The sequence below is a fragment of the Caballeronia sp. LZ001 genome, from assembly GCF_031450875.1.
Lineage (GTDB): Bacteria > Pseudomonadota > Gammaproteobacteria > Burkholderiales > Burkholderiaceae > Caballeronia.
The window spans coordinates 2,026,335-2,052,361 of sequence record NZ_JARTVX010000004.1 but is presented as its reverse complement, the minus strand read 5'-3'; the positions used below and the strand labels follow the sequence as shown (position 1 = coordinate 2,052,361).

At 62.4% G+C, this 26,027-nt stretch carries 21 protein-coding genes and 1 pseudogene; 6 read left to right on the top strand and 16 right to left on the bottom strand.

Going from position 1 to position 26,027, the window contains the following annotated elements:
• Nucleotides 1–53: 53 nt before the first annotated feature.
• Both msbA and P9292_RS20390 read left to right on the top strand, forming a co-directional pair.
• Nucleotides 54–1,772 carry a lipid A export permease/ATP-binding protein MsbA gene (gene msbA / locus P9292_RS20395; protein WP_370652127.1) on the top strand — a complete coding sequence of 573 codons (1,719 nt, stop codon included), beginning with the start codon at nucleotides 54–56 and terminating at the stop codon, nucleotides 1,770–1,772.
• Nucleotides 1,773–1,953: 181 nt separating this feature from the next.
• A complete protein-coding gene (locus P9292_RS20390) occupies nucleotides 1,954–3,213 on the top strand; it encodes a CotH kinase family protein (protein WP_309960974.1) in 1,260 nt (419 codons plus the stop codon).
• Between the two features lie 291 nt (nucleotides 3,214–3,504).
• Here the strand turns inward: P9292_RS20390 and rng are convergent, their stop codons facing one another.
• The 9 genes from rng to upp all read right to left on the bottom strand — a co-directional run bounded on the left by rng (nucleotide 3,505) and on the right by upp (nucleotide 11,565).
• Nucleotides 3,505–4,974 carry a ribonuclease G gene (gene rng / locus P9292_RS20385; RefSeq protein WP_250492108.1) on the bottom strand — a complete coding sequence of 490 codons (1,470 nt, stop codon included), beginning with the start codon at nucleotides 4,972–4,974 and terminating at the stop codon, nucleotides 3,505–3,507.
• 7 nt (nucleotides 4,975–4,981) lie between these two features.
• A complete protein-coding gene (locus P9292_RS20380) occupies nucleotides 4,982–5,593 on the bottom strand; it encodes a Maf family protein (RefSeq protein ID WP_309960972.1) in 612 nt (203 codons plus the stop codon).
• 66 nt (nucleotides 5,594–5,659) lie between these two features.
• On the bottom strand, nucleotides 5,660–6,130 hold the full coding sequence (gene rlmH / locus P9292_RS20375) for a 23S rRNA (pseudouridine(1915)-N(3))-methyltransferase RlmH (protein ID WP_309960971.1): 471 nt from the start codon (nucleotides 6,128–6,130) through the stop codon (nucleotides 5,660–5,662).
• A gap of 14 nt (nucleotides 6,131–6,144) precedes the next feature.
• Entirely contained in the window at nucleotides 6,145–6,600 is a 456-nt protein-coding gene (rsfS, locus tag P9292_RS20370; protein WP_244827534.1) for a ribosome silencing factor, read from the bottom strand.
• Nucleotides 6,601–6,602: 2 nt separating this feature from the next.
• Entirely contained in the window at nucleotides 6,603–7,307 is a 705-nt protein-coding gene (locus tag P9292_RS20365) for a nicotinate-nucleotide adenylyltransferase (RefSeq protein WP_309960968.1), read from the bottom strand.
• Nucleotides 7,298–8,236, bottom strand: coding sequence for an oxygen-dependent coproporphyrinogen oxidase (gene hemF, locus P9292_RS20360; protein ID WP_250508821.1), 939 nt, complete (start codon nucleotides 8,234–8,236; stop codon nucleotides 7,298–7,300). Before hemF ends, P9292_RS20365 begins: the two co-directional genes overlap by 10 nt.
• A 111-nt stretch (nucleotides 8,237–8,347) precedes the next feature.
• On the bottom strand, nucleotides 8,348–9,625 hold the full coding sequence (gene purD, locus P9292_RS20355; protein ID WP_244827537.1) for a phosphoribosylamine--glycine ligase: 1,278 nt from the start codon (nucleotides 9,623–9,625) through the stop codon (nucleotides 8,348–8,350).
• 209 nt (nucleotides 9,626–9,834) lie between these two features.
• The gene (locus P9292_RS20350) at nucleotides 9,835–10,563 is read right to left on the bottom strand and encodes a YebC/PmpR family DNA-binding transcriptional regulator (RefSeq protein WP_244827538.1); all 729 of its coding nucleotides are present in this window, start codon (nucleotides 10,561–10,563) and stop codon (nucleotides 9,835–9,837) included.
• Between the two features lie 348 nt (nucleotides 10,564–10,911).
• Entirely contained in the window at nucleotides 10,912–11,565 is a 654-nt protein-coding gene (upp, locus tag P9292_RS20345) for a uracil phosphoribosyltransferase (protein ID WP_244827539.1), read from the bottom strand.
• Nucleotides 11,566–11,849: 284 nt separating this feature from the next.
• Here upp and P9292_RS20340 point away from each other — a divergent pair, with 284 nt between their 5' ends.
• The 3 genes from P9292_RS20340 (at nucleotide 11,850) to kdpE (ending at nucleotide 14,444) form a co-directional block, all read left to right on the top strand.
• Nucleotides 11,850–12,629 carry an SDR family oxidoreductase gene (locus P9292_RS20340; protein WP_244827540.1) on the top strand — a complete coding sequence of 260 codons (780 nt, stop codon included), beginning with the start codon at nucleotides 11,850–11,852 and terminating at the stop codon, nucleotides 12,627–12,629.
• Between the two features lie 87 nt (nucleotides 12,630–12,716).
• A complete protein-coding gene (locus tag P9292_RS20335; protein WP_250464263.1) occupies nucleotides 12,717–13,691 on the top strand; it encodes a quinone oxidoreductase in 975 nt (324 codons plus the stop codon).
• A 54-nt stretch (nucleotides 13,692–13,745) separates the two neighbouring features.
• Nucleotides 13,746–14,444 (top strand): two-component system response regulator KdpE, encoded by a 699-nt coding sequence (gene kdpE, locus P9292_RS20330; protein ID WP_250464265.1) that lies wholly within the window; start codon nucleotides 13,746–13,748, stop codon nucleotides 14,442–14,444.
• A 15-nt stretch (nucleotides 14,445–14,459) separates the two neighbouring features.
• On the opposite strand, the gene P9292_RS20325 is transcribed toward kdpE, so the two are convergent.
• From P9292_RS20325 to P9292_RS20295, 7 genes and pseudogenes are all read right to left on the bottom strand, one after another.
• Nucleotides 14,460–15,119, bottom strand: a complete 660-nt coding sequence (locus P9292_RS20325; protein ID WP_244827543.1) for an NAD(P)H-binding protein — start codon at nucleotides 15,117–15,119, stop codon at nucleotides 14,460–14,462.
• Nucleotides 15,120–15,206: 87 nt separating this feature from the next.
• Complete coding sequence (locus P9292_RS20320) at nucleotides 15,207–18,542, bottom strand: efflux RND transporter permease subunit (protein WP_244827544.1); 3,336 nt, start codon at nucleotides 18,540–18,542, stop codon at nucleotides 15,207–15,209.
• 3 nt (nucleotides 18,543–18,545) lie between these two features.
• A complete protein-coding gene (locus tag P9292_RS20315; protein WP_250525626.1) occupies nucleotides 18,546–21,668 on the bottom strand; it encodes an MdtB/MuxB family multidrug efflux RND transporter permease subunit in 3,123 nt (1,040 codons plus the stop codon).
• Between the two features lie 28 nt (nucleotides 21,669–21,696).
• Nucleotides 21,697–23,070 carry an MdtA/MuxA family multidrug efflux RND transporter periplasmic adaptor subunit gene (locus P9292_RS20310; protein ID WP_244827546.1) on the bottom strand — a complete coding sequence of 458 codons (1,374 nt, stop codon included), beginning with the start codon at nucleotides 23,068–23,070 and terminating at the stop codon, nucleotides 21,697–21,699.
• A 387-nt stretch (nucleotides 23,071–23,457) separates the two neighbouring features.
• Nucleotides 23,458–24,291: pseudogene (locus P9292_RS20305) on the bottom strand (IclR family transcriptional regulator); the annotation flags it as partial.
• A gap of 564 nt (nucleotides 24,292–24,855) precedes the next feature.
• Nucleotides 24,856–25,164 carry a hypothetical protein gene (locus P9292_RS20300; RefSeq protein WP_309842260.1) on the bottom strand — a complete coding sequence of 103 codons (309 nt, stop codon included), beginning with the start codon at nucleotides 25,162–25,164 and terminating at the stop codon, nucleotides 24,856–24,858.
• A gap of 135 nt (nucleotides 25,165–25,299) precedes the next feature.
• Nucleotides 25,300–25,512 (bottom strand): hypothetical protein, encoded by a 213-nt coding sequence (locus P9292_RS20295; protein WP_309960965.1) that lies wholly within the window; start codon nucleotides 25,510–25,512, stop codon nucleotides 25,300–25,302.
• A gap of 35 nt (nucleotides 25,513–25,547) precedes the next feature.
• On the opposite strand from P9292_RS20295, the gene P9292_RS20290 reads away from it, so the two are divergent.
• Entirely contained in the window at nucleotides 25,548–26,027 is a 480-nt protein-coding gene (locus tag P9292_RS20290) for a hypothetical protein (protein WP_309842263.1), read from the top strand.

Here is a 26,027-nt window from a genome sequence, read left to right as displayed (position 1 = left end):
GTAGTTTGCGCAAGCCGATTGGCGGCGCGGAAAGTTCGTCGCCGACCGCGGTCATGCGGCGCCTGTGGCCCTACATCCGCCCGCTCATGGGCATGGTGTTGCTCGGGCTCGGCACGATGGGTATCGTCGCCGCGACCGAAGCCGGCATCCCGATGCTGCTCAAACCGTTGCTCGACCACGGTTTTGGCTCCAAAAGCAGCGATCACGCGAAATGGCTCGTGCCGGCCGCGGTGATCGGACTCGCGCTCGTGCGCGGCGCGGCGCAGTATGCGTCGGGCTATTTTCTGTCGTACGTGTCGAACAAGATCCTGCTGCAACTTCGCCTGCAGATGTTCGAGCGCATGATCCACACGAGCGCCGGCTTCTTTCAGCGCGAGACGGCCAGCACGGTCATCAATGCAGTCGTGTTCGAGGTCAACCAGATTCTGAGCGTGCTATCGAGCGTCGTCGTCACGCTTGTGCGCGATTCGCTCACGGTCGTCTTTCTGCTCGGCTATCTGTTCATCCTCAACTGGCGGCTCACGCTGATCGTCGCGGTCATCCTGCCGGTGATCGGCTGGCTCGTGAGCAAGATCAACCGACGATTGCGGCGGCTCAATCGCGAGCATCAGACGCTGACCAACGAGTTGTCCTATGTCGTCGAGGAAACCGTCGCGGGCTACAAGGTCGTCAAGGTGCATAACGGCGAACCGTACGAAATGGACCGCTTCACGGAGATGAGCCAGCGCCTGCGCGGCTACTCGATGCGCATGCAGGTTTCCGGCGGCCTCGCGCAGCCGCTCACGCAGTTTCTTGCGTCGATCGCGCTCGCGGTGGTCATCACGATTGCGGTCGTGCAGTCCACCAACGATCAGACCACGGTAGGCGGCTTCGTTGCCTTCGTCACGTCCATGTTGCTCGTTATCTCGCCGCTCAAGCATCTGATTGACATCAATCAGCCGATGCAGCGTGGCATGACGGCGGCGGAGCTGATCTTCGGCCTGATCGACGAACCCGAGGAGCCGAAGGGCGGCGGGCGGCGTCTGGAACGCGCGCAAGGCGAAGTCGAGTTCCGCGATGTCACGTTCAGCTACGGTTCGCTGGACCGCATGATTCTCGACCGCGTGTCGTTCAAGGTTGCGCCCGGCGAGATGGTCGCGCTCGCGGGGCCGTCAGGCAGTGGCAAGACCACGCTCGTGAATCTGCTGCCGCGCTTCTTCGATCCACGCGGCGGGCAGGTGCTCGTCGATGGCGTGCCGATCACCGACTACGACCTGCACGACCTGCGCGGCCAGATGGCGATGGTGAGCCAGGATGTCGTGCTGTTCAACGACTCCATTGCGGCGAACGTTGCTTATGGGCAGAAGCCCGATCGCGACCGCGTGTTCTCGGCGCTGATGGCGGCGAATCTCATCGATATGGTGCAGGCGCTGCCTGATGGCATGGATACCTTGATCGGCGGCAACGGAATGCGCTTGTCCGGTGGACAGCGGCAGCGTTTGGCGATTGCCCGCGCGATCTACAAGGACGCGCCGATCCTGATCCTGGACGAGGCGACATCGGCGTTGGATTCCGAATCGGAACGCTACGTGCAGGCCGCGCTCGAAACGCTGATGAAGGGACGCACGACGCTCGTGATCGCGCATCGCTTGTCGACCATCGAGCGCGCGGACCGCATCCTCGTCATGGAAGGCGGGCGAATCGCGGAGCAGGGCAGCCATGCCGAACTATTGCGCAAGGAAGGACTGTATGCGCATCTGCACCGGATTCAGTATCAGCAGCAGCCGGCTTGATCGGCTTATTGACCATCGGCGCTTGTTCGCGACTTCGGTCAACTATTGATACAAACGCTTCGATTCGCCTTGATATGATCCGCAGCCCAATTCGTGGGACCGGATCATTGAAAGAGAAGCGAAGATCATGTTGCAGTTCGTTGTAAAAGCAAAAACGCGCAGCCGGCCGAGCCTTGCGTCGATGGCTACGGTGGTTCTCATCAGCACCGTTCTTGCTGCCTGCTCGGGCGGCGGCTCTAGCGCTCCCTCGAAGGATTCGACGGATACCACGGGTACGACGGACCCGTCGGGCAAGAGCGCAACGCCCGCGGCCGCGCTGCCGGCCATGTCCATTAATACGGATGGCCGTGTTTCAATCGTCGATAAAGATGTTTATCTCGGCGCCGATCTCGGCATCACCGGGCCGGACGATGTCGATCCCTTCACAGGCAGGACGAGCATCAAGGGCCATGGCAACAGCACGTGGACGGCGGACAAGAAGCCATATCGCTTGAAACTCGACAGCAAGGCAAGTTTTTTTGGGCTGCCGAAGGATAAGAACTGGATTCTGCTCGCGAATTACTTCGACAAGACGCTTTTGCGCAATCGCACGGCGTTCGAACTCGGTAGGCGTTTTGGCATGGCGTGGACGCCGCATGACGTTCCCGTCGAACTCACGCTCAACGGTCAGTATGCGGGCGTGTATGACGTGGTCGAGTCGGTGCGGGTGGACAAGAACCGCGTGAATATCGCCAATAGTGACAACGTGGTCGCGCCCGAGAGCACAGGCTTCCTGGTCGAAATCAACGAGCGCATGGACGAAGACGTTTGCTGGCGCACGACGCACGGCATTGCGCTTTGCATCGACAGTCCGGATTCGGCATCGGACGCACAGGTCGCTTTTATCAAAGACTATATGCAGCAGGCCGAGGACGCATTGTTCTCCGATGCGCGGAATTACGAGCAGTACTTCGATGTCGCATCGCTGATCGACTGGTATCTCGTCAACGAGATTTTCAAGAATCAGGACGCGCGGGATTTTGCGAGCATCTACCTCTATAAGGATGCCGGCGGTAAATTGAAGTTCGGGCCGTTGTGGGACTTCGACATTGGCGCGGGCAACATTAACTTTTCCGACGCGCAGTATCCGGAAGGATGGTGGGTTGCAAACGGTCAGTGGATCTCACGCATGAAGCAGATCGATCCGAGCTTCGAGACACGTGTTCGGGCACGGTGGGATCAACTGAAGGCATCGCAAATCGATACGATCGTGAGTTATGTCGATGAGAACGCGCAGGCGCTTCAGGCAAATGGCGCAGCTAAGCGCAACTTTGATAAGTGGCCGGTGCTTGGGAAGAAGCTTTGGCCGAATCCGGTGGTGACGGGTACTTATCAGGGTGAGGTAGCTTATCTGAAAGATTGGCTCACGCGGCGGATTGCCTGGTTGGATGGGAATCTTTGAGGGTGGAATTGAAGGAGCGTCACGCGCTCCTGTTTGCTATTTGCTATTTGCTGTTTGCTGTTTGCAGCATCGATACAGAAGAGCCGCTCGGCTCAGTCGTCTGGAAAACCATACCAGCCATCCATTAAGGCGCTGATTTCGATGTCGACAAATTCTGGTCTGCCTTCGAATGAAGCTTCGTAATGACGAAGGGCCGCTGTTCGGCCCTTTCGTTGCTTATTTATGCGTCGATGAACAAAAGGTTCGAACGCGCGCCCCTGCGTGTTTCTTTAGAGGTTGTATGAGTTAGTCCTACATCAACACAATGTCATACTGCTCCTGACTCAAATTCGACTCCACCTGCAACGAAACCGGCTTGCCGATAAAGTCCATCAACATCGCCAGATGCTGTGACTCTTCTTCCAGAAACAGATCGATCACCTGCTGAGAAGCCACCACGCGAAATTCGCGCGGATTGAACTGCCGCGATTCGCGCATGATCTCGCGCAACACGTCGTAACACACGGTTCGCGGCGTCTTCACCTGCCCCTTGCCCTGACAAGTGGGACACGGCTCGCACAACACATGCGCAAGAGATTCCCGCGTGCGCTTTCGCGTCATCTCCACGAGCCCGAGTTGCGAAAAGCCATTGACCGTCACGCGCGTACGATCCCGCGACAGCGCGCGCTTCAATTCGCTCAGGACCTGATCGCGATGCTCGACGTTCTCCATATCGATGAAATCGATGATGATGATTCCGCCCAGGTTCCTCAACCGTAATTGCCGCGCGATGGTGTGCGCCGCTTCGAGGTTCGTCTTGAAGATGGTGTCGTCGAAATTGCGCGCGCCGACATAGCCGCCCGTATTCACGTCGATGGTGGTCATGGCCTCGGTCTGATCGATCATCAGATAGCCGCCCGACTTCAAATCGACGCGCCGCGACAGCGCCCGCAAAATTTCCGCCTCGATGTTGTACAGGTCGAAAAGCGGCCGCTCGCCCGTGTAGTGATGCACGCGCGATGCCACCGCCGGCGTGAACTCCGCCGCAAAATCCGCCAGCATCTGATACGTCTCGCGCGAATCCACTTGAATGCGCGTGGTCTCGTCATTCACGAAGTCGCGCAACACGCGCTGCGCCAGATTTAGATCCTGATAGAGCAAAGTGGTCGGCGGTACGCGCTGCCCTTGAGCAACTATCGTCGCCCAGGTCTTGCGCAGATACGAGACATCGGCGGCAAGCTCTTCACTCGATGCATCTTCGGCAATCGTCCGCACGATATAGCCGCCTTTCTCATCGGCGGGCAGCACGGCGGTGAGACGCGCGCGAATAGCTTCGCGCTCCGTCTCGCTCTCGATCTTCTGCGAAATCCCGATATGCGGTTCCTGCGGCAGATAAACCAGCGTGCGCCCCGCAATGCTCACCTGCGTGGAGAGTCGCGCGCCCTTCGTGCCGATAGGGTCCTTCACGACCTGCACCATCAGCGCCTGTCCTTCGAAGACGATCTTCTCGATAGGCACATGCGGCGACGATCCATGCGGCTCGCCCGCCACGCGCGGATGCCATATATCCGCAACATGAAGAAACGCGGCGCGTTCCAGACCAATGTCGATGAACGCCGACTGCATGCCCGGCAACACGCGCACGACCTTGCCAAGATAGACGTTGCCGACGCGGCCGCGCGAGAGCGTGCGTTCGACGTGAAGCTCCTGAACGGCGGCTTGCTGCACCAGTGCGACGCGGGTTTCTTGCGGTGTGACGTTGATCAGGATTTCTTCGTTCATGGCCTGTTTAGAATTCGACGCGTGCCACGCGCAAGAGTGCTGCGGTTTCGAAAAGGGGCAAACCCATGATACCCGAATAGGACCCGTCGATTCGCTCGATAAATGCTGCCGCGCGGCCTTGAATGCCATACGCGCCGGCCTTGCCCAAAGGCTCGCCCGTCGCGGCGTATCGTTGCAGCGCAGCACGGTCGACCGGCGCGAAACGCACCGTCGAGCGCGAGAGCGCGGCGTGACATGCGCCATCGGCATCGACGACGGTCAGCGCCGTCAGCACTTCATGTTCGCGACCCGCGAGCTTCGTCAGCATCGCGACCGCGTCTTCTTCATGCGCGGGCTTGCCGAGTATTTGTCCGTCGACGGTCACGGTGGTATCCGCGACGAGAATGGGCGCTGTCCCATGATTGCCCGCGACGAGACGTGCGCGCGCCGCATGCGCCTTCAGCATGCAGACACGCTGAACATAGGCATGCGCTGCTTCGCCGGGCAGCTCGGCTTCGAGCGCTTCGGCGTCTTCATCGGGACGAGGCAAGAGAAGTTCGAACCGCACGCCCAGTTGCCGCAGCAACTCCTGGCGGCGCGGGCTTTGAGACGCAAGATAGACGAAGGGATAAGTAGACATTCGATAGCGGGTCTCGACAAGCGCGCCGGCCTTCGACACCACCACGGAATATCAGGGCATCTGCCGTTACGCGCGATGATAAGGATGATTCTGCGCGATGCTCCACGCACGGTAAAGCTGTTCGGCAAGCAGCACGCGCACCATGCCGTGCGGCAGCGTGAGACTCGAGACACGCAGCATGAGTTCGGCGCGCGCCTTCACTTCGGGCGCGAGGCCGTCTGCGCCGCCGATCACGAACGCGACATCGCGGCCGTCCTGTTGCCAGGCGGGCAGGGCGTTCGCGAGTTGCATCGTGGTCCAGTCGCGGCCGCGTTCATCGAGCGCAATCACGCGGGCGTTCTTCGGCAGGGCGGCTTCTATTCGCTGCTTCTCGGCAGCCATCACGCTTTCGGCATTGCGGCCGGACGAGCGCTGCTCGGGCTTGATCTCTTTGAGCTCGATGCGCAATTCGGGCGGCATGCGCTTCGCGTATTCGTCGAAGCCATTCGTGATCCAGTCGGGCATCTTGTGTCCGACTGCGAGAATGACGAGCTTCATCGACGCGCTGCGCTTTAGGCCTGCTTGCGCGCGGTCTTGCGGGCGGGACGCTTGACGGCCGGTGCGGCATCTTCCTCGTCTTCGTCCTCGTCGGCTTCGACGTTCGCGCCGCCGAACATGCTCGGCTTGCTCAGTTTCACGCGCACGGGTTTGTCGCCCCAGACTTCTTCGAGGTTGTAGTACTGGCGCAGCGCCGGTTGCAGGATATGGACGACCGCGTCGCCGCAGTCGACCAGCACCCATTCGCCGATCTCTTCGCCTTCCGTGCTGATGATGTCGCCACCGGCTTCCTTCACCCGTTCGCGCACGCTGTTGGCAAGCGCCTTGGTCTGCCGGTTCGACGTGCCGCTCGCCACGACCACGCGGTCGAACAGCGACGTCAGGTGAGTGGTGTTGAACACTTTGATGTCTTGCGCCTTGACGTCTTCGAGACCGTCGATGATCGCGCGTTGAAGCTTTTGAATTTCCATGATTACCGTTGATACAAATGATGTTGAACAATGTAGTCCCATACGGCGGATGGGACCTGCGCGCGGACTTCGTCTTGCGACGCGCCTCGTGCGCCTTCGTGTGATGCGCTCGCTTCCTCGCGGATCGCCGTGGCGGATACGTCGATGAGAAGCGCGGTGTCGATCAGCATGTGACCGTGCGTGCTGGCCTGCAAGACTTCCGGGGATGCCTCGCGTGCTTCGAGTTCAGCGGCGACGGGCGCGGGCAGCGACGCGACATCGAAGCCGGGACGCGTCTCCACGCAGACATGCGCGAATTCGAAGAGCCGTTTCCAGTCGCGCCAGGTATTGAGCTTGACCAGTTGATCCGCGCCGATCAGCAACGCAAGCGATGCCTCGGCGCCTTCCTGCTCGCGCCAGCGGGCAAGCGTCTCCACCGTGTAGGTCGCGCCTTCGCGCTCGACTTCATCGGTGGCGACGGTGATCTTCACGCCCTCGATGTGCAGCGACTGCGCCGCCGCGCGCGTCATCGCCAGCCGGTGATGCGGCGCCGATACGCCTTCCTTCTGCCACGGCTGACCCGCGGGCAACAGCACGAGTTCGGTCAGGCGCAAGAGCGCGGCGAAGCGGCGCGCGAGCGCCAGATGCCCTTCGTGAATCGGATCGAAGGTGCCGCCCAAAATGCCGACGCGCTTTTTGCAAGGTGTGCCCGGCGCGATCACAGCCATTGCCGGCGCACCAGGAAGTCGGAATAGAGTCGCGCTTCCGGCGTGCCGGGCTCGGGCGCCCAGTCGTAGCGCCAGTTCGCAACCGGCGGCATCGACATGAGAATGGATTCGGTGCGCCCGCCGCTTTGCAGACCGAAGTGCGTGCCGCGATCGAACACGAGGTTGAACTCGACGTAACGTCCGCGCCGATATGCCTGAAACGCGCGTTCGTGCTCGCCGTAAGGCGTGTCGCGGCGCTTGTCGATGATTGGCAGATACGCTTCGAGAAACGCGTCGCCGACGCGCCGCATCATCGCGAACGAACGCTCGAAGCCGGGCTCGGAGAAATCGTCGAAAAAGATGCCGCCGATACCGCGCTGCTCGTCGCGATGCTTCAGATAAAAGTACTCGTCGCACCACGTCTTGAAGCGCGGATACAACTCCACACCGAACGGGTCGAGCGCGTCGCGGCAGACGCGGTGGAAATGCCGCGCGTCGTCCTCGTAGCCGTAAATGGGCGTCAAGTCCATGCCGCCGCCGAACCAGAAGATCGGCTCTTCGCCGGGCTTGACCGCCGTGAGCATGCGCACGTTCATGTGCACGGTTGGGCAGTGCGGATTTCTCGGATGCATCACGAGCGACACACCCAGCGCCTCGAAACCGCGCCCGGCGAGTTGCGGACGCGCGGCGCTAGCGGAGGGCGGCAGCGCGTCGCCCGCCACGTCCGAAAAGCCGATGCCGCCGCGCTCGAAAAACTCGCCGCCTTCGAGAATGCGCGTCACGCCCCCGCCACGCAGATGCGCGCCGGGCTCGCGAGTCCAGGCATCGGTCGCGAACGAACTGCCGTCGAACGCGCCGAGGGCATCGGCAATACGCGTCTGCAAGCCCGTCAGGTATTGACGGACGGCGGCGATATCGTGGGCTGCGTCGTGCTGGTTCGTTTCACTCATCGATTGCTGCAATGCGCCATGACAGGCGTTATGTGGATTCTCTAAAAACGCGCTGCCGGACGCGGAGGTCCGGCAGCGCGGGAAAAACGGCTCGATTTCAGGCGAAAAGCCTTATCCGTGCTTGCGGTTCACCGCCCGGTAGCCAATGTCCCGGCGATACTGCATGCCATCGAACGAAATCTGATTCACTGTATCGTAGACCACGGACTGCGCGCCGCGCACGGAATCCGCCAAACCCACGACACACAACACGCGCCCGCCTGAAGTGGTGAGCTTGCCGTCCGTGAGCGTAGTGCCCGCATGGAACGTGACGGCGTTGTCCGTTTCAGGCGGAATGCCGTTGATGCGGTCGCCCTTGCGCGGCGTCTCCGGGTAGTTGTGAGCCGCGAGCACGACGCCCAGCGCCGTGCGCCGGTCCCAGTCGAGCTCCACGCTGTCCAGCTTGCCGTCGATGGCCATCTCCACGACCTTCGAGAAATCGCCCTTGAGGCGCGCCATGATCGGCTGCGTTTCGGGGTCGCCCATGCGGCAATTGAATTCGAGCGTCTTGGGCGTGCCGTTGGCGTCGATCATCAGGCCCGCGTACAGAAAGCCGGTGAAGCGGATGCCGTCGTTTTCCATGCCGCGCACGGTCGGCAGGATGATCTCGCGCATCACGCGCGCGTGCAGTTGCGGCGTGACGATCGGCGCGGGCGAATACGCGCCCATGCCGCCAGTGTTCGGGCCCTTGTCGCCGTCGAGCAGACGCTTGTGGTCTTGGCTGGACGCGAGCGGCAGCACGTGCTTGCCGTCCACCATGACGATGAAGCTCGCTTCCTCGCCGGACAGGAACTCTTCGATCACCACGCGCGCGCCTGCGTCGCCGAGCTTGTTGTCGGCGAGCATGGAGTCGATCGCGTCGTGTGCTTCCTCTGCGCTCATCGCGACCACCACGCCCTTGCCGGCAGCGAGGCCATCCGCTTTCACGACGATCGGCGCGCCTTTCGTGTCGATGTAGGCGTGCGCGGCGGCGGCGTCGGTGAAGGTTTCGTAGTCGGCCGTTGGAATGTTGTGGCGCTTCATGAACGCCTTCGCGAAGTCCTTCGAGCTTTCGAGCTGCGCGGCTTCCTTTGTCGGCCCGAAAATCTTGAGCCCGCGCGAACGGAACAGATTGACGATGCCCGCGGCGAGCGGCGTTTCCGGTCCGACGACGGTCATCGCGACATGCTCGCGTTCGACGAAATCGGCGAGCGCCGAAGGCTCGGTGATGTCGATATTGCGCAGGCGCTCGTCCTGCGCGGTGCCGCCGTTGCCGGGCGCCACATAGACGATCTGCACGCGCGGCGACTGGGCGAGCTTCCAGGCCAGCGCATGTTCGCGACCGCCGGAACCAACGACGAGTAACTTCATTTGAATCCCCGAAAAGCTTGAGTGAAAGCAGTAGCCGCGCGCTGACGCCGGGCGGACCAGGCCAATGCCCGAGTCCACGCCGTCACCGGCATGACAGGTCGAAGGCGGCTCGCGCGGACTTCAGGCTGCGTCACCTGCCTTCTCATCAAGCGAAAGCCGTTCCAGCATCGCGGCCCGCCGAGCGCGGCGGACGGGCGCAACAGCGGCGCTTATTCGTCGTTGATGGCGGCGTTTGTATAGACTTCCTGCACGTCGTCGAGATTTTCGAGAGCGTCCAGCAGTTTTTGCATTTTCAGGGCGTCGTCGCCGCTGAATTCCACTTCGCTTTGCGGCTTCATGGTTACTTCGGCGAGTTCCGCCTTGAAGCCGGCGGCTTCGAGCGCGTCCTTCACCTTCTGGAAGTCGTTGGCGGGGCTGATCACTTCGATGCTGCCGTCGTCGTTCGTCACCACGTCGTCCGCGCCTGCTTCGAGCGCGGCGTCCATCAGCTTGTCCTCGGGCGTGCCCGGCGCGAACAGGAACTGGCCGACATGGTCGAACATGAACGATACCGAGCCGTCCGTGCCCATGTTGCCGCCGAACTTCGAGAACGCGTGGCGCACTTCCGCGACCGTGCGGGTGCGGTTGTCGGTCATGGTGTCGACGATGATCGCCGCGCCGCCGATGCCGTAGCCTTCGTAGCGGATTTCCTCGTAGCTCGCGCCATCGACGCCGCCGACACCGCGCTGGATCGCGCGGTTGATGTTGTCCTTCGGCATGTTGGCGTCGTACGCCTTGTCGACCGCGAGCCGCAGCCGCGGGTTCGAGTCGACTTCGCCGCCGCCCATGCGGGCCGCGACCTGGATTTCCTTGATGAGGCGCGTCCAGACCTTGCCGCGCTTTGCATCGGCTGCGGCCTTCTTATGCTTGATGTTGGCCCATTTCGAGTGACCCGCCATTACCTTTCTCCATCGCGCGCGGACGTCGTGCCGCGCCTTGGTTTGCTGTGATGCTGTAGATGTCTGTTCGATGCGCTGCCGCGTCTTTTTAAACGGCAGCCGGGTTCGTGCGTCGGGCGCGCGGCCCGAAGGCAAGCCAGTCAGGCTCGCGGCAAGATCCGATTAGGAACAGACCGAAATTTTATCATGCTGGGATGGCTTGGCAGGCGGCTTGCGTCGATTGGGGAAAACGAGCGGGCGAAGGCGAATTCGGGGAAAGTGCGCCGCGCAAAAGCCATCGCACAATAAAAAACCGCCGCGCATGTCGCGCGGCGGTCTCGAGACTTGATTTGCGAAAACGGGTTGCGATCAGTTCTTCGTGCCGAACAGCCGGTCGCCTGCATCGCCGAGACCGGGAACGATATACGCATGATCGTTCAGATGCGAATCCAGCGAGGCGACGTAAAGCTTCACGTCCGGATGCGCGTCCTGGAACACCTTCACGCCTTCGGGCGCCGCCACCAGCGCCACGAACACGATATTCTCGGACAGCACGTTGCGGCGCTTCATCACGTCGACGGCGTGGACGGCCGAGTAGCCGGTCGCGACCATCGGATCGCACAGAATGAAGACGCGCTCCTCCAGGTCGGGCGGCAGGCGCACGAGATACTCGACCGGCCGGTGATCTTCCGCGCGATAGACGCCGATATGACCGACGCGCGCCGAGGGGATCAGGTCGAGCAGCCCGTCCGACATGCCGATGCCCGCGCGCAGCACCGGCACGATGGCGAGCTTTTTGCCCGCGATCACGGGCGCGTCGATCTCGACGAGCGGCGTCTCCACGCGCTTGGTCGTGAGCGGCAAATTGCGGGTGATCTCGTAGCCCATCAGCAAGGTGATTTCCCGCAGCAGTTCGCGAAACGTGCGCGTGGACGTGTCCTTGTCGCGCATGTGGGTGAGCTTGTGCTGGATCAGCGGGTGATCGGTGATGAAGAGATTGGGAAAACGGCTGTCCTGTTTCATGGGTCTCGCGCGTTCGCGCGTCCTGCTGGTGTGCTGCTCGTGTGATGGGATGCCGTCATGGGCGATGCGTGAGCGCCGGCGCTCACGCCGCGCGCCGGGCGGACAGTGGCGACAGTTTACCGAAAACCCCGCCGTTGCCTAAGAACATTTGCCGCATTCATCGGCAAGCCGCATGGCCCGCCCGACGTTGCCGCCCCGATTCTCTTAGAATTGCGCGGAAGGCGTGACGGTCATCTCACGCGCTCCGAACCGAAACAGTCGAGACAACCTCTGGAGGATGGACGATGGACATGGGAATCGCAGGGCGCACCGCGCTCGTCTGCGCGGCAAGCAAGGGACTCGGGCGCGGTTGCGCCGAGGCGCTCGCAGCCGAGGGCGTCAATCTCGTCATCACCGCGCGCACGGCGGAAACGCTCGAAGCGACGGCCGCCGCCATCCGCGCGGCCTATGGCGTGGACGTGAAGACCGTGGCCGGCGACATCGCCACGCCCGAGGGCCAGGCCGCCGCGCTCGCCGCGTGTCCACAGCCGGACATCCTAGTCAACAACGCGGGCGGGCCGCCGCCGGGCGACTTCCGCAATTTCACGCACGACATGTGGATCAAGGCGCTCGAAGCCAACATGCTCACGCCGATCGAACTCATCAGGCAGACCATCGACGGGATGATCGGGCGCGGTTTCGGACGCATCGTCAATATCACGAGCTCGTCGGTGAAGGCGCCGATCGATGTGCTCGGGCTCTCCAACGGCGCGCGCTCCGGGCTCACGGGCTTCGTCGCGGGTGTGGCGCGCAAGGTGGCGTCCACGGGCGTGACCATCAACAATCTGCTGCCCGGCACCTTCGACACCGACCGCGTCGCCGTGACGTTCGAAGCGCAGGCAAAGGCGCAGAACATCAGCATCGACGAGGCGCGCAAGCGTCGCGCGGACGCGCTGCCCGCTGGACGCTTCGGCGAGCCGGACGAGTTCGGCCGGGCCTGCGCGTTCCTGTGCAGCGCGCATGCGGGCTACATCACCGGGCAGAATCTGCTGATCGATGGCGGCGCTTATCCGGGCACGTACTGAACGCAGCCGCGCAGCGCGCGCATCAGCGCGAAAGGCGCACTTGATTCTCGACACATGGCGAACTGAACCGACGGAGACATTCAAGCGATGACCAAGGCAATCCGATTCGACAAGACAGGCGGCCCCGAAGTCATGAAGTGGGTCGACGTGAACGTGGGCGAGCCGGGCAAGGGTGAAATCCGCGTGAAGCATCACGCGGTCGGGCTCAATTTCATCGATGTGTATTTCCGCACCGGGCTTTATCCGATGCCGCTGCCCAACGGGCTCGGCATGGAAGGCGCGGGCGAAGTCACGGCGGTGGGCGAGGGCATCACGCAATTCAAACCGGGCGATCGCGTGGCGTATGCGTCGCGTCCGCCGGGCGCTTATGCCGAGGAACGCGTGATGGCGGCGGATTTCGTCGTCAAGCTGCCGGATGCGATCAGCTACGAAGATGCCGCGTCGATCATGCTGCAAGGACTGACCACGCAATATCTGCTGCGCCGGACCTATCGCGTGAAGGCGGGCGAAACGGTGTTGATCCACGCGGCGGCGGGCGGCGTCGGCCTGCTCGCGGTGCAGTGGGCGAAGGCGCTCGGCGCGACGGTGATCGGCACGGTCGGTTCGGACGAGAAAGCGGAGATCGCGAAGGCGCATGGCTGCGATCACGCGATCGTCTACACGCGCGACAACTTCACGCAGCGTGTGCGCGAGATCACCAACGGCGCGGGCGTGCCGGTGGTCTACGATTCCATCGGCAAGGACACGTATATCGCGTCGCTCGACAGCCTCTCGCCGCTTGGATACTTCGTGAGCTTCGGCAATTCGTCGGGTCCGGTGCCGCCTATCGATTCATCCGAACTCGCCGGGCGCGGTTCGCTTTACTTCACGCGTCCGACGCTTTTCAGCTATATCGCCAAGCGCGCCGATCTGGATGCCATGGCGGCGGAACTGTTCGAAGTCGTGTCGTCGGGGAAGGTCAGGACGAACGTGCGGCAACGTTATTCGCTGGCCGACGCGCCCCGCGCGCATGAAGACCTCGAAGCGCGCAAGACGACGGGCTCGACCATTCTTTTGCCTTGAGCCTTTCCCGCGTGACGGATTCTCACTGAAACTAAGAAATAGAACAGCATCGATATGAGCGAGCCGTCCGTCACCGTCGTCCTGATCGAGGACGAAAAGCAGATTCGCCGCTTCGTGCGCGTGTCCCTGGAAGCCGAGGGCATGACCGTGCACGAAGCGGAAACCGGCCAGCAAGGTCTGATCGAAGCGGCGACGCGCAAGCCCGATCTCGTGATCGTCGATCTGGGGCTGCCGGATACCGATGGCCTCGACGTCATTCGCGAACTGCGCGGCTGGACCGAATTGCCGGTGATCGTGCTCTCGGCCCGCACGCAGGAAGCGGAAAAGGTCGCCGCGCTCGATGCCGGCGCCGACGACTATCTCACCAAGCCGTTTGGCGTTTCCGAGTTGATGGCGCGTATTCGCGCGCATTTGCGGCGGCGCAATCAGGCGGCGGGCAGCGAGACGCCGGCCGTGCGTTTCGGCGATGTCACCGTCGATCTCGCGTTGCGGCGCGTCACGAAAAACGGCGAGAGCGTGCATCTGACGCCGATCGAATATCGCCTGCTTGCCACGCTCGTGCGGCATGCGGGGCGCGTCTTGACGCATCGGCAATTGCTGAAGGAAGTGTGGGGACCGTCGCATGTGGAGAGTCCGCATTATCTGCGCATCTACATGGCGCATCTGCGGCAGAAGCTCGAGCGCGATACGGCGCAGCCCGAGCATATCGTCACGGAAACGGGCGTGGGATATCGGCTCGTGGGAGTCGTGTGACGTGCGTCGTTCGAATTACGCGGTGACCGCGGCGTAGGTATCGAGCACGGCGTCGAGCGGTTCGTTTCCGCCGACGAAGCCGATGACCCGATCCCGCACGCCAAGCGCCACGCAACGCAGCGCAATGCGCGCGACATCCTCGCGCGACACGTCGGGCATCTCGACCGTGGTCTCGTCCGCGAGCGCAATCGTGCCGCGCGCGGGTTCGTCGGATAGCGGGCCAGGACGCAGGATCGCGTAAGGCACGCCGCGCCGCATGACGTAGGCATCGGCTTCGCGTTTCATGCGCGAGTAATGACGCAGGGAAAGCGGATTGCGCTCCGGATGAAACGCGGTCAGCGCGCTTACGACGACGAGTTGCCGCACGCGCCGGCGCTTTGCGTAATCGGCGGTGCGCATGACGGCGTCGCGATCGATCGCACGTTCCTCGTGCACGCCTTCGCTCTCGGACGATCCCGCCGCGTAGATCACGTGCGTGATGTCGTCGAAGACATGCGAGAAGTCCTGATCGAGATCGCCGAGCACGATTTCGGCGCCCAGCGCCGCGAACTCGCTCTTGTGCGCGGATTTGCGAAGCAGCGCCCGAAAAGGCGCGGCGTGGTCATGAAGACCTTGCGCGATAAGCCGGCCCGTGCGGCCGTGCGCGCCGATCAGCAGAACTTTCATCGTCTTCATTGAGTTCGCTCCCTTGCGGTGGCCGGCTCGACAATCAAAGTAGGCGATTTCGGCGCCTTGTGCTATCCGTGCTTGCGCGGCCTCGCGTCACTCCACCGCGCTTGCCGGCCGCGCATTGCCACGCCGCCGCGCGCGCCGTTCCTCTGCGCGCACACGGAAGCGGTCCATATACAGATAAACCACCGGCGTCGTATAGAGCGTCAGCATTTGACTCACGATCAGCCCGCCGACGATTGCGATGCCAAGCGGCGCGCGCATCTCCGATCCTTCGCCAGTTCCGAACGCGAGTGGCAGCGCGCCGAGCAGCGCGGCGGCGGTCGTCATCATGATCGGGCGAAAGCGCAAGAGACACGCTTCCTCGATGGCATCGCGCGAAGTCTTGGCGCCGTGCCGCGTGGCCTCGATAGCGAAGTCCACCATCATGATCGCGTTCTTCTTCACGATGCCGATCAGCAAGATGACCGCGATCAACGCGATGATGCTGAACTCCGTCTTGAACAGCAGCAGCGCAAGCAGCGCGCCGACGCCCGCCGACGGCAGCGTGGAGAGAATCGTGATCGGATGGATATAACTTTCATACAGAATGCCGAGCACGATATACACGGCCGCGAGCGCCGCGAGAATCAGGATAGGCTGGTCGTTCATCGACTGCTGGAACGCCTGCGCCGTGCCCTGAAAACTGCCGTGGATGGTCTGCGGCACGCCGATTTCGGCCATCGTTTCGTAGATCGCGGCGGTGGCCTCCGAGAGCGACTTGCCCGGCGGCAGATTGAACGAGATGGTGGAAGCCACGAACTGGCTCTGGTGATTGACGGAAAGCGGCGTATTGCCCGGCCCGAATTTCGCGATGGCCGAAAGCGGCACCATCGTTTCCTGCGATGTGGAAACCGCCGCGCCTGACGACGAACTCGACTTGCCGCTCGCCGCGATGGCGTTGGTCGCCGAATTCTTGACCGAAGCGAGCGCCAGCGCGGCGGCTGTGTCGGAACTGCTGGTGGACGAGCCGCCCGCGCCGGTCGAACCGGTCGCCGAGGTGGACGCCGTCGAGTTGGCGCCGGAAGTGGTGGTCGAATTAGTCGATGACGTGCCGCTCGCCGTGCCGCCCGACGTGCTGATGTAGATCTGTTTAAGCATCTCCGGGTCCTGCCAGTATTTCGGCGCGACTTCCATCACCACGTGGTATTGCGACAGCGGGTTGTAGATGGTCGAGACCTGGCGCTGGCCGAAGGCGTCGTAGAGCGTGTTGTCGATCTGCGCTGGCTTGATATTCAGACGCGCGGCCGTGGCGCGGTCGAAGGTCACCATCGCTTCGAGACCGCCTTGTTGCTGGTCGGAATTCACGTCGGTGAGTTCGGGGCGCTTGAGCAGCGCCTCGGTGAGCTTGGGCGCCCACGTGTAAAGGTCGCTCGTGGTGTCGGACAGCAGCGTGAATTGATACTGCGCATTCGACTGCCGCCCGCCCACGCGAATATCCTGAACGGCCTGCAGGAAGGTGCGCGCGCCCGCGACATCGGCAAGCGGCTTGCGCAGACGGTTGATGACCTGATCCGCCGACACCTTGCGTTCGCTCTTCGGCTTGAGCGAGATGAACATGAAGCCGGAATTGGTCGTGCGCCCGCCCGTGAAACCGGCGACGCTGTCCACGGCCGGGTCCGATTCGACGATTCGCATCATCTCCGAAAACTTGCCTTTCATCGCCTGAAACGAGGTGCTCTGGTCCGCCTGAATGCCGCCGACGATACGCCCCGTGTCCTGCTGCGGGAAAAAGCCCTTCGGCACGATGATGTACAGATAGACGTTCAGCCCGATGGTCGCGAGCAAAATGAGCAGGATGAGCCGCGGGTGCCCGAGCGCCCAGCCAAGCGTTCGCGCATAGCCGCGCTGCATGCGCTCGAATTGGCGTTCGAGCCAGAGCGCGAGCCGGCCTTCTTTCTTCTTCTGATGCGGCTCTTGAAGCAGACGCGAGCACATCATGGGCGTGACGGTGAGCGACACCACGAGCGATACGGCGATCGCCAGCGACAAGGTCAGCGCGAACTCGCGGAACAGGCGCCCGACGATACCGCCCATCAGCAGGATGGGCAGGAACACGGCAACGAGCGAAATGCTGATGGACAGCACCGTGAAGCCGACCTCGCGCGCGCCGAGTATCGCGGCCTGCATGCGCGGCACGCCGTTCTCGACATGCCGCGAGATGTTCTCCAGCACGACGATGGCGTCGTCCACCACGAAGCCCGTCGCGATGGTCAGCGCCATCAGCGAGAGATTGTCGAGCGAGAAGCCGAGCAAATACATCGCCGCGAAGGTGCCGATGATCGATATCGGCACGGCGACGCTTGGAATCAGCGTTGCGCGCCAGTTGCGCAGGAACAGGAACACGACCATCACGACGAGCGCCACCGCGATCACGAGCGTGAGTTCAGTGTCGTGCAGCGAGGCGCGGATGGTGGTCGAGCGGTCCGCTGTCGGGGTGATCAGGACATCGGCGGGAAGGGCGGCTTGCAGTTGCGGCAGCATGCCCTTCACGCGGTCGATCGTCTCGATGATATTCGCGCCCGGCTGACGGTACAGAATGACGAGCACCGCGTGCTTGTTGTTGATGAGGCCGAGATTGCGCAGGTCTTCCACGGAATCGACCACTTCGCCGACGTCCGAAAGATGCACCGCCGAGCCGTTGCGATATGCGACGACCAGATCCTTGTATTGCGACGCCTTGCTCGCCTGATCGTTGGTGTAGAGCTGGACGTGGTTGTCCTTGAATTCGATTGCGCCCTTCGGACTGTTCGCATTCGCCGATGCCAGCGCCGCGCGCACGTCTTCCAGCCCGATGCCGTAGTGAAACAGCGCGCCCGGTTCGAGTTCCACGCGCACGGCCGGGTTTGCTGAACCGCTCACGTCCACTTCGCCGACGCCCGGCACGGTAGAAAGCGTCTGCTGCAGCACGGTCGCCGCGGAGTCGTAAAGCGCGCCCGCGGTTCGGGTAGGCGAGGAGAGCGCGAGCACCAGGATGGGCGCGTCCGCCGGGTTCACCTTGTGGTAGGTCGGGTTGCTGCGCAGCGCGGTTGGCAAGTCGGCGCGCGCGGCGTTGATGGCGGCCTGCACGTCGCGCGCGGCGCCGTCGATGTCGCGGTTCAGGCCGAATTGCAGCGTGATGCGCGTGGTGCCGACCGCGCTTTGCGAAGTCATTTCGCTGACATCGGCGATGGAGCCGAGATGCCGTTCGAGCGGACTCGCCACGCTCGTCGCCACGGTTTCGGGACTTGCGCCCGGCAACTGCGCCTGCACGGAGATGGTCGGAAAATCCACTTGAGGCAGCGGCGCGACCGGCAGCTTCACGAACGCGAACATGCCGGCGAGCGCGATGCCCACCGCGAGCAGCGTCGTCGCAACGGGCCGGTCGATGAAAATGCGCGACATGTTCATGGCTTACTCCGCGTCGGCGGCGGGCCGCGGCTCTTGCATGCCGCCGCCGAAGCGCGCGCGCAACCGGCGGCCGAGCGAATCGAATGCCAGATAGATCACGGGCGTGGTGAAGAGCGTGAGCAACTGCGAGACGATCAGACCGCCGACAATCGCGATACCGAGCGGATGCCGCAGCTCCGAACCCGCGCCCCAGCCGATCATGAGCGGCAGCGCGCCGAGAAGCGCGGCCATCGTCGTCATGAGAATCGGGCGAAAGCGCAGCAGGCACGCCTGGAAGATCGCGTCGCGCGGCGACTTGCCTTGATCGCGCTCGGCTTCGAGCGCGAAGTCGATCATCATGATGGCGTTCTTCTTCACGATACCGATCAAGAGCACGATGCCGATGATGCCGATGATGTCCAGATCGTGCCCGGTGACCATCAGCGAGAGCAGCGCGCCGACGCCTGCGGACGGCAGCGTCGAGAGAATGGTGATCGGGTGGATGAAGCTCTCGTACAGCACGCCGAGCACGATATACATCGTGACGATGGCCGCGAGGATCAGGAACAGTTCGTTCGAAAGCGAAGCCTGGAACGCGAGCGCCGCGCCCTGAAAGCGAATCTGGAACGACGCGGGCAGACCGATGTCGTTCTTCGCCTGCTCGATGGCCTTGACCGCCGCCCCAAGCGATTCGCCCTTGGCCAGGTTGAAGGAAACGGTCGTCGCCGGGAATTGGCCCAGATGCGTGACGAGCAACGGCGCCGCGCGCTCGTGGAACTTGGCGATGGTGTTGAGCGGCACCTGCCCCGTCGTCGAAGTGGACGACGGCAGATAGATGCCGTTCAGGATCTCGCTATAGTGCGCGTCCGAAGGCTCCGATTCGAGGATCACGCGATACTGGTTCGACTGCGTGAAGATGGTCGAAATGATGCGCTGGCCGAAGGCGTCGTAAAGCGCGTTGTCCACCGTCGCGGGCGTGATGCCGAAGCGCGCCGCCGTCGGCCGGTCGATTTCGATATACACCGACTGGCCGTTTTGCTGCAGGTCGGTCGCCACATCCGTGAGAATGGACGTATGTTGCAGCCGCTCGACGAGCTTCGGCACCCATTCCGCGAACTCGGACGGGTTCGGGTCGGTCAGCATGAACTGATATTGCGTCGGACTGACGGTGGAATCGATCGTCAAGTCCTGCACCGGCTGCATATACAGCTTGATGCCGGGAATGTCCGCGACGTCGCTCTGAATGGAACGGATCACGTCGCTCGACGTGTTGCTGCGGTCGTCGCGCGGCTTCAGGTTGATGAGCATGCGCCCGCTGTTCAGCGTGATGTTGGTGCCGTCCACGCCGATGAACGAAGTCAGGCTTTCGACATCCGGGTTCTGCAGAATCTTCTGCGCGAGCGCCTGCTGCTGCTCGGCCACGGCCTGATACGACGCGGCCTGCGGCGCTTGCGTGATCGCCTGGATCACGCCGGTGTCCTGCGTGGGAAAGAAGCCCTTCGGAATGAAGATGTACAGCACGGCGGTCAAAACGAGCGTCAGCAGGGCGACGACGAGCGTCGCGGCTTGCCGCTCCAGCACCCATTCGAGCGCGACGGCGTAGCGGCCGATCACGTAGTCGATGAACTTGTGGGCGCGCGCCTCGAAGCGCTTGCTGTCTTTGGGCGGCGTGTGGCGCAGGAGTTTTGCGCACATCATCGGCACGAGCGTGAGCGAGACGATAGCCGAGATCACGATGGTCACGGCGAGCGTGATCGCGAACTCGTGGAACAGACGGCCAACCACATCGCCCATGAAGAGCAGCGGGATAAGCACCGCGATCAGCGAAACCGTCAGCGAAATGATGGTGAAGCCGATCTGCTTCGAGCCTTTCAACGCTGCTTCGAGCGGCGGGTCGCCTTCCTCGACATAGCGCGCGATGTTTTCGATCATGACGATGGCGTCGTCGACGACGAAGCCTGTCGCGATGGTCAGCGCCATCAGCGAAAGATTGTCGAGTGAAAAGCCGCACAGGTACATGATCGCGAGCGTGCCGACCAACGACAGCGGCACGGAAAGACTCGGGATGATGGTGGCGTAGACGTTGGCGAGAAACAGATAAATTACCAGCACGACCAGCACGACGGAGAGCGCGAGTTCGAACTGCACGTCGCGCACCGACGCGCGGATGGTCGTGGTGCGGTCCGTGACGATGCGCACGTCCAGCGCCGCCGGCAGCGATTGCTGCAAGCCTGGCAGCAGCTTCTTGATGCCGTCCACCACTTGAATGACGTTCGCGCCCGGCTGACGCTGCACGTTGAGGATGATGGCGGGCGTCGCGTCGACCCACGCGCCGAGCTTGGTATTCTCCGGACCTTCGACGACCGTGGCGACATCGGTGAGCATGACCGGCCGGCCGTTCTTGTATGCGACCACCGCGCTTTGGTACGCACTTGCATCGGTCAACTGGTCGTTCGCATTGATGGTGTAGTTGCGCGACGGGCCGTCGAAATTGCCCTTCGGCGTATTGACGTTGAGGTTGGCGATAGTCGTGCGCAAGTCGTCGATATTCAGCCCGTACGAGGCCAGCGCTCGTGTGTTCGCCTGAATGCGCACGGCGGGGCGGTTGCCGCCGCTGATCGACACGAGACCCACGCCCGCGACTTGCGAAATCTTCTGCGCGAGGCGCGTGTCGGCGAGATCCTGGACCTTGGTGAGCGGCAGTGTCTTGGAACTGATCGCGAGCGTGATGATCGGCGCGTCGGCGGGGTTCACTTTCGCGTAGATCGGCGGGGCGGGCAGGTCGGACGGCAGCAGATTACCCGCCGCGTTGATGGCGGCCTGAACTTCCTGCTCGGCGATATCGAGCGGCAAATCCAGACTGAACTGCAAGGTAATGACCGACGCGCCCGCCGAACTCTGCGACGACATCTGGTTCAGGCTCGCCATCTGCCCGAACTGCTTTTCGAGCGGCGCGGTGACGCTGGAGGTCATCACATCCGGCGACGCGCCGGGGTAAAAAGTCTGCACCTGGATGGTCGGATAGTCGACCGCGGGCAGCGCGGACAGCGGCAGAAAACGTAGCGCGACGAGGCCGACCAGCATGATCGCCGCCATCAGAAGCGCCGTGCCGACCGGACGCAGGATAAAAAGGCGAGATGGATTCATGCGGCTCTGGTTGCTCTTGGCTTAACTGTCACTGCTGCGGTTGCTGACGACGATGCCCGCCATGCCGCGCACCCGAAGCTGCCGACGCGGAAGCCGCCGCCGATGCACCTGAAGCGCCGGATGCGCCCGAAGCACCCTTGGCCTTGTCCGCCGGAATCGTGATCTTCGCGCCTTCCTTGAGCCGGTCGGAGCCGTCGATCACCACGCGCTCGCCGGCCTGCAGACCGGTTTTGATGCTGGTGCGCTCGCCATCGACGGGACCGGTTTTCACGTTGCGCACCGTCACCGTATTGTCCGGCTTGACGACATACACGAACGATCCCGATGAGCCGTTCAGCACCGCCGAAGTCGGAACGATAAGCGCGTCCTTGATGACATCGACGAGCAGCTTCGTGTTCACGAACTGGTTCGGAAAGAGCCCGAGTCCTTTGTTGTCGAAGGTCGCGCGCAGCTTGACGGTGCCGGTGGTGGTGTCGATCTGGTTGTCGAGGGTTTCCAGATAGCCCGATTCGAGCGCAACCGTATTGGCGCGGTCATATGCCGTTACCGACATCTTCGTGCCCGCGTGCAGCGGCTTCAGGATGGCGGCAAGGTTGTCTTCCGAGGTGGTGAAGATCACGCTGATCGGCTGCAATTGCGTGATGACCACGACGCCGTTGGTGTCGCCCGTCGTCACGTAATTGCCGGGATCGACCTGACGCAGGCCGACGCGTCCCGACACGGGCGCCGTGATGCGCGCGTAGGTGAGATCGAGCTTGTAGGTATCGACGTTGGCCATGTCCGACTTGACCGCGCCTTCATACTGCTTGACGAGCGAGCCCTGAGTGTCGACCTGTTGCTTGGCGATGGAGTCTTGCGAGAGTAGCGTCTGATAGCGCTGCAAGTCGAGCCTCGCGGTCTGCAACAGCGCCTGATCCCGCGCCAGCGTGCCTTCGGCGTTACGCAGCGAAATCTCATAAGGACGCGGGTCGATCTGCGCGAGCACGTCGCCCTTCTTGACCATCTGGCCTTCCTTGAAGGCCACGTCCATCAGCGTGCCATTGAGCTGCGTCTTGACCGTGACGTTGGCAAGCGGCGTGACCGTGCCGAGCGAATTGATGACCACCGGCATCTCGCCTTGCGCGACGGTCGCGACATGCACGGGCTGCGGCTGATTCATCGCGTTCGCGCCGCCGCCGCGACGGCCGCCGCCCTGACGTGCATCCTGTGGTTGACCCGAGGCACTGTTGCGGCTCCACGGATGCCACCAGGCGACGGCTCCCGCGACAATCAGCAAAGCGATCACGAGCGGGACGAGCTTGCGCCGCCTTGGCGGACGTTCCCCGAGCGTGGTCGTGGCAGGTCGATCAGGCGAGTTGGACGGTTTCTGCGGTTGTCCGGGAGAATTCTTTTGGTCGTCCATCGGTTCTGTGGCTGGTATTTCGAGTGATTCGTTGGAGCGCCCAAGGCGGCGCGCGAACGCCAGGCAGGACAGCGCAATCTGCAAGCCGCATCGAGGCGAGGACCTGAAAGCAGGCGATGAGCACATGAAGCTTTTTCGCGACGCGTTCGAAGCGCTGCCGCGCATGACGAAACCGCAACGAAGAGACACGACGCATACAAGCCGCACCAACGCCGCGCAGTCGTGCGAAGCATGATGCTACGTCCCGCATCGAGGCCCGTCCACCCACCTTTCTTTCGGCTGATTACGAGTGTTACACGCGGCCTGACATGGCTTTCGCACGATGCGAGCGCAGGCCGGCCGAACCCGTCGATGGGTCGGCCGGCCAATACGTTAGGGGTGTCAAGTCTACTCGGTGGCGCGCAAGTCCGTAGAGGCAGCCATCGCGATGGCCGCCGATGCGGCGCCGGACGTGCCGCCGATCTCATGCGCGATCTGGCTCACGCAGCGCAGCAGCGCGGGCGCGACTGTTTCGATGAGCGTCTCTTCGGGACACTGATGTGCCGCGCCACCGCAGTTCACGGAGTAACGCTCCTCCGACGGACCGATGAAGCCCGCCGCGACCGCGTTGAGCCCCAGATGCCATTCGCCGATCGAAACAGCGAAGCCATTGCGATGCGTGTCTTCGATACCGTGCCGAAGTCCCATCGCGATGAGCGGCCAGTCGTCGCCGGATGCGATCTGCAGACTACCGATGAGCGTCTCGCGATCCGCCTGCGACAGCACGGACAAGTACGCGCGCCCCACGGCGGTACGGGTCAGGTCCATCCTTCCGCCCACTTCAAGACGTGAGACGAGCACGGCCGAACGCGGACGGATGGCATCGATAACGACCATTTCCAACCGGTCCCGCACCGCCAGATGCACCGACAGGCTGGTTTCCTCGGCGAGCGCGATGAGGTAGGGACGCGCCCGAGCACGAATATCGAAATTGCGTAAGAATCCGTTGCTGAATTCCAGAACAGAGGCGGTCAGCACGAAACGCTCGCTGTCGGGCAGCCGCAGCAGCAGGCCCGCGCCGACGAGCGTTGCTGTGATACGCGACACGGTAGGTTTGGGAATGCCGGTCCATTCGGTAAGCTCTCGGTTGCTGACAGGGGCATCGGCGGCAGCGATACGGCGTAGAACGTCAAGACCGCGCGCAAGCGCCGTGACTTCTTCGCCCTCTCTCTCTCGGTTTTTCCCGGTCTGGTAGCCGGCTTTTTAATGTGTGCATTCTTATTTTCTGAAACGTAGTTTCGGATGCGGGCTGACGCTAAATAACCCGGATGCCGCCTAAACTTGCAAGCGGTGCAAGCCTCTCATCAATAAGCGGTATACGGGTTGAAACATTTCTCTTGTTAGGGGTTTGCAAAGATTACCTTGGGCAGAAGTTCTGCGCCGGAGATTTTGCTTGACTTGGGCAGCAATCCCATAAAAAATGGAACCGAATTTCGAAACTGGTGGGGCGACGTGCACAGTAGCTTTCCGCTCCCCGCTTGAATGACCGGCTCTCAGGTTCTAGCACGGCCCTCGGAATGGCTAGAACTTTTAAGGCGCTATGGAAACATAGCGCCTTTTTTTTCGCCCTATGTTTGCGGTAACAAACGCACTGAATATACGCTGAAAGCAGAAATGGCGTCGGACTGGAAGCTAGCTTGCTTCGGCGCGAAGGGTTGCGGAGACGCTGGAAGAGGGCGAGGCGCGCGCCCGAAGGCCGGGCGCGTGGACCGATAGCGGCGCGCGATGCGCCGCCGGTGAGTCGATTCAATCGAATTCGTTGAACACACGGCGCTGCCGAAGCAGCCGCTTGCCGCGCATGATCCAGTACACGCCGGCAAGTAACAAAAGCAACGCGACGCTCAAAACGAATACTGGCGAAATGCGTTCGGGCGCTGGCTGACTGGTGGCGATCAAAAGCGCCGCGAAAAATGCCGCCGCCGCTTGATAGTAGGCGCGCTTGGCCAGACTGCGGCGCATCTGGTGCGTGGTAAAGCGGGAGACAGGAGGACGGGTGAAAGGCTCGAAAAGCAGGACCCCGGCGAAGAGGGCCACGACGAAATTCATATAAAGCATGGGGCAACGTTGGCGCGAAGAGATGTGGACTGGCGGCGAATATATGCGAGTCCCATGCCTCTCAAAACCAGAAGTGTCCTAAATGTAGAGGGAAAACTCTATTACATTCGCGGGGAGTTAGAGGGTGTTCAAAAGTTAGGCAAAGCCGAGAAGAGCCGGTAAGGGTTTTCCAAGGTTCCCTTGTGATGCAAGCTTTTCAAAACGCTTCTTTTCCAGGTGCCAATTCGAGCTTTCGCGCTTAGGCAAAATGCGCTCAAAACGTTGCCATCCAGGGTCAGCGTATGATGAGCGCCATTTCCAAGAGGAACAAATCGCCCTCAGGCGTGCGGACTTCGCATCGAGATTCATGCAGCACTCAGGCACCACATCTGGAAGGAACGACCATGCAGACTTCGCCCATGACCCGAATCGGGATCGCGCTCGCCGCGCTCGGTGTACTTGCCGCGTGCGAAAAGCACGATGCATCGGCAGGACAGGCGGCGGGCGCGCTCAACAACCTCGCGAGCCAGACCCAGCAAAAGTTCGATCAGGCGGCGAGTTACGTCGGCCAGAAGGTCGATTCCGCCAAACAGACAGCTCAGCAGAACATCGACAACGCCGGCTCGATGCCCGATATCTCTGCGAGCAGCGTCGCGGCGACGGCACGTGCGAATCTGCAGAACGCGGCGAGCGCGACCAACGCCGCCATCACCGACGCGGCCAGCGCGACGGGCGCCGGTTTGCAGAACGCTGGCCGCAAGTTGCAGGACTGGTCGAAGGACGGAAGCGCATCGGGCACGGCGGGTAACGCGGGTACGTCGGGCACTTCGGGCGCGAGCCCGACCACCGACACGAGCGGCGCCCGCACGGAAATGGACAAGTAA

What these genes read in the sequence shown, in the direction of transcription:
- P9292_RS20295 (WP_309960965.1), bottom strand. Translation starts at nt 25,512, where the DNA reads ATGAATCTCGATGCGAAGTCCGCACGCCTGAGGGCGATTTGTTCCTCT.
- hemF (WP_250508821.1), bottom strand. Translation starts at nt 8,236, where the DNA reads ATGAGTGAAACGAACCAGCACGACGCAGCCCACGATATCGCCGCCGTC.
- P9292_RS20340 (WP_244827540.1), top strand. Translation starts at nt 11,850, where the DNA reads ATGGACATGGGAATCGCAGGGCGCACCGCGCTCGTCTGCGCGGCAAGC.
- P9292_RS20325 (WP_244827543.1), bottom strand. Translation starts at nt 15,119, where the DNA reads ATGAAGACGATGAAAGTTCTGCTGATCGGCGCGCACGGCCGCACGGGC.
- msbA (WP_370652127.1), top strand. Translation starts at nt 54, where the DNA reads ATGCGGCGCCTGTGGCCCTACATCCGCCCGCTCATGGGCATGGTGTTG.
- P9292_RS20335 (WP_250464263.1), top strand. Translation starts at nt 12,717, where the DNA reads ATGACCAAGGCAATCCGATTCGACAAGACAGGCGGCCCCGAAGTCATG.
- rng (WP_250492108.1), bottom strand. Translation starts at nt 4,974, where the DNA reads ATGAACGAAGAAATCCTGATCAACGTCACACCGCAAGAAACCCGCGTC.
- P9292_RS20320 (WP_244827544.1), bottom strand. Translation starts at nt 18,542, where the DNA reads ATGAACATGTCGCGCATTTTCATCGACCGGCCCGTTGCGACGACGCTG.
- P9292_RS20365 (WP_309960968.1), bottom strand. Translation starts at nt 7,307, where the DNA reads ATGGCTGTGATCGCGCCGGGCACACCTTGCAAAAAGCGCGTCGGCATT.
- kdpE (WP_250464265.1), top strand. Translation starts at nt 13,746, where the DNA reads ATGAGCGAGCCGTCCGTCACCGTCGTCCTGATCGAGGACGAAAAGCAG.
- P9292_RS20315 (WP_250525626.1), bottom strand. Translation starts at nt 21,668, where the DNA reads ATGAATCCATCTCGCCTTTTTATCCTGCGTCCGGTCGGCACGGCGCTT.
- P9292_RS20390 (WP_309960974.1), top strand. Translation starts at nt 1,954, where the DNA reads ATGGCTACGGTGGTTCTCATCAGCACCGTTCTTGCTGCCTGCTCGGGC.
- P9292_RS20290 (WP_309842263.1), top strand. Translation starts at nt 25,548, where the DNA reads ATGCAGACTTCGCCCATGACCCGAATCGGGATCGCGCTCGCCGCGCTC.
- purD (WP_244827537.1), bottom strand. Translation starts at nt 9,625, where the DNA reads ATGAAGTTACTCGTCGTTGGTTCCGGCGGTCGCGAACATGCGCTGGCC.
- P9292_RS20350 (WP_244827538.1), bottom strand. Translation starts at nt 10,563, where the DNA reads ATGGCGGGTCACTCGAAATGGGCCAACATCAAGCATAAGAAGGCCGCA.
- P9292_RS20380 (WP_309960972.1), bottom strand. Translation starts at nt 5,593, where the DNA reads ATGTCTACTTATCCCTTCGTCTATCTTGCGTCTCAAAGCCCGCGCCGC.
- P9292_RS20300 (WP_309842260.1), bottom strand. Translation starts at nt 25,164, where the DNA reads ATGCTTTATATGAATTTCGTCGTGGCCCTCTTCGCCGGGGTCCTGCTT.
- upp (WP_244827539.1), bottom strand. Translation starts at nt 11,565, where the DNA reads ATGAAACAGGACAGCCGTTTTCCCAATCTCTTCATCACCGATCACCCG.
- P9292_RS20310 (WP_244827546.1), bottom strand. Translation starts at nt 23,070, where the DNA reads ATGGACGACCAAAAGAATTCTCCCGGACAACCGCAGAAACCGTCCAAC.
- rsfS (WP_244827534.1), bottom strand. Translation starts at nt 6,600, where the DNA reads ATGGAAATTCAAAAGCTTCAACGCGCGATCATCGACGGTCTCGAAGAC.
- rlmH (WP_309960971.1), bottom strand. Translation starts at nt 6,130, where the DNA reads ATGAAGCTCGTCATTCTCGCAGTCGGACACAAGATGCCCGACTGGATC.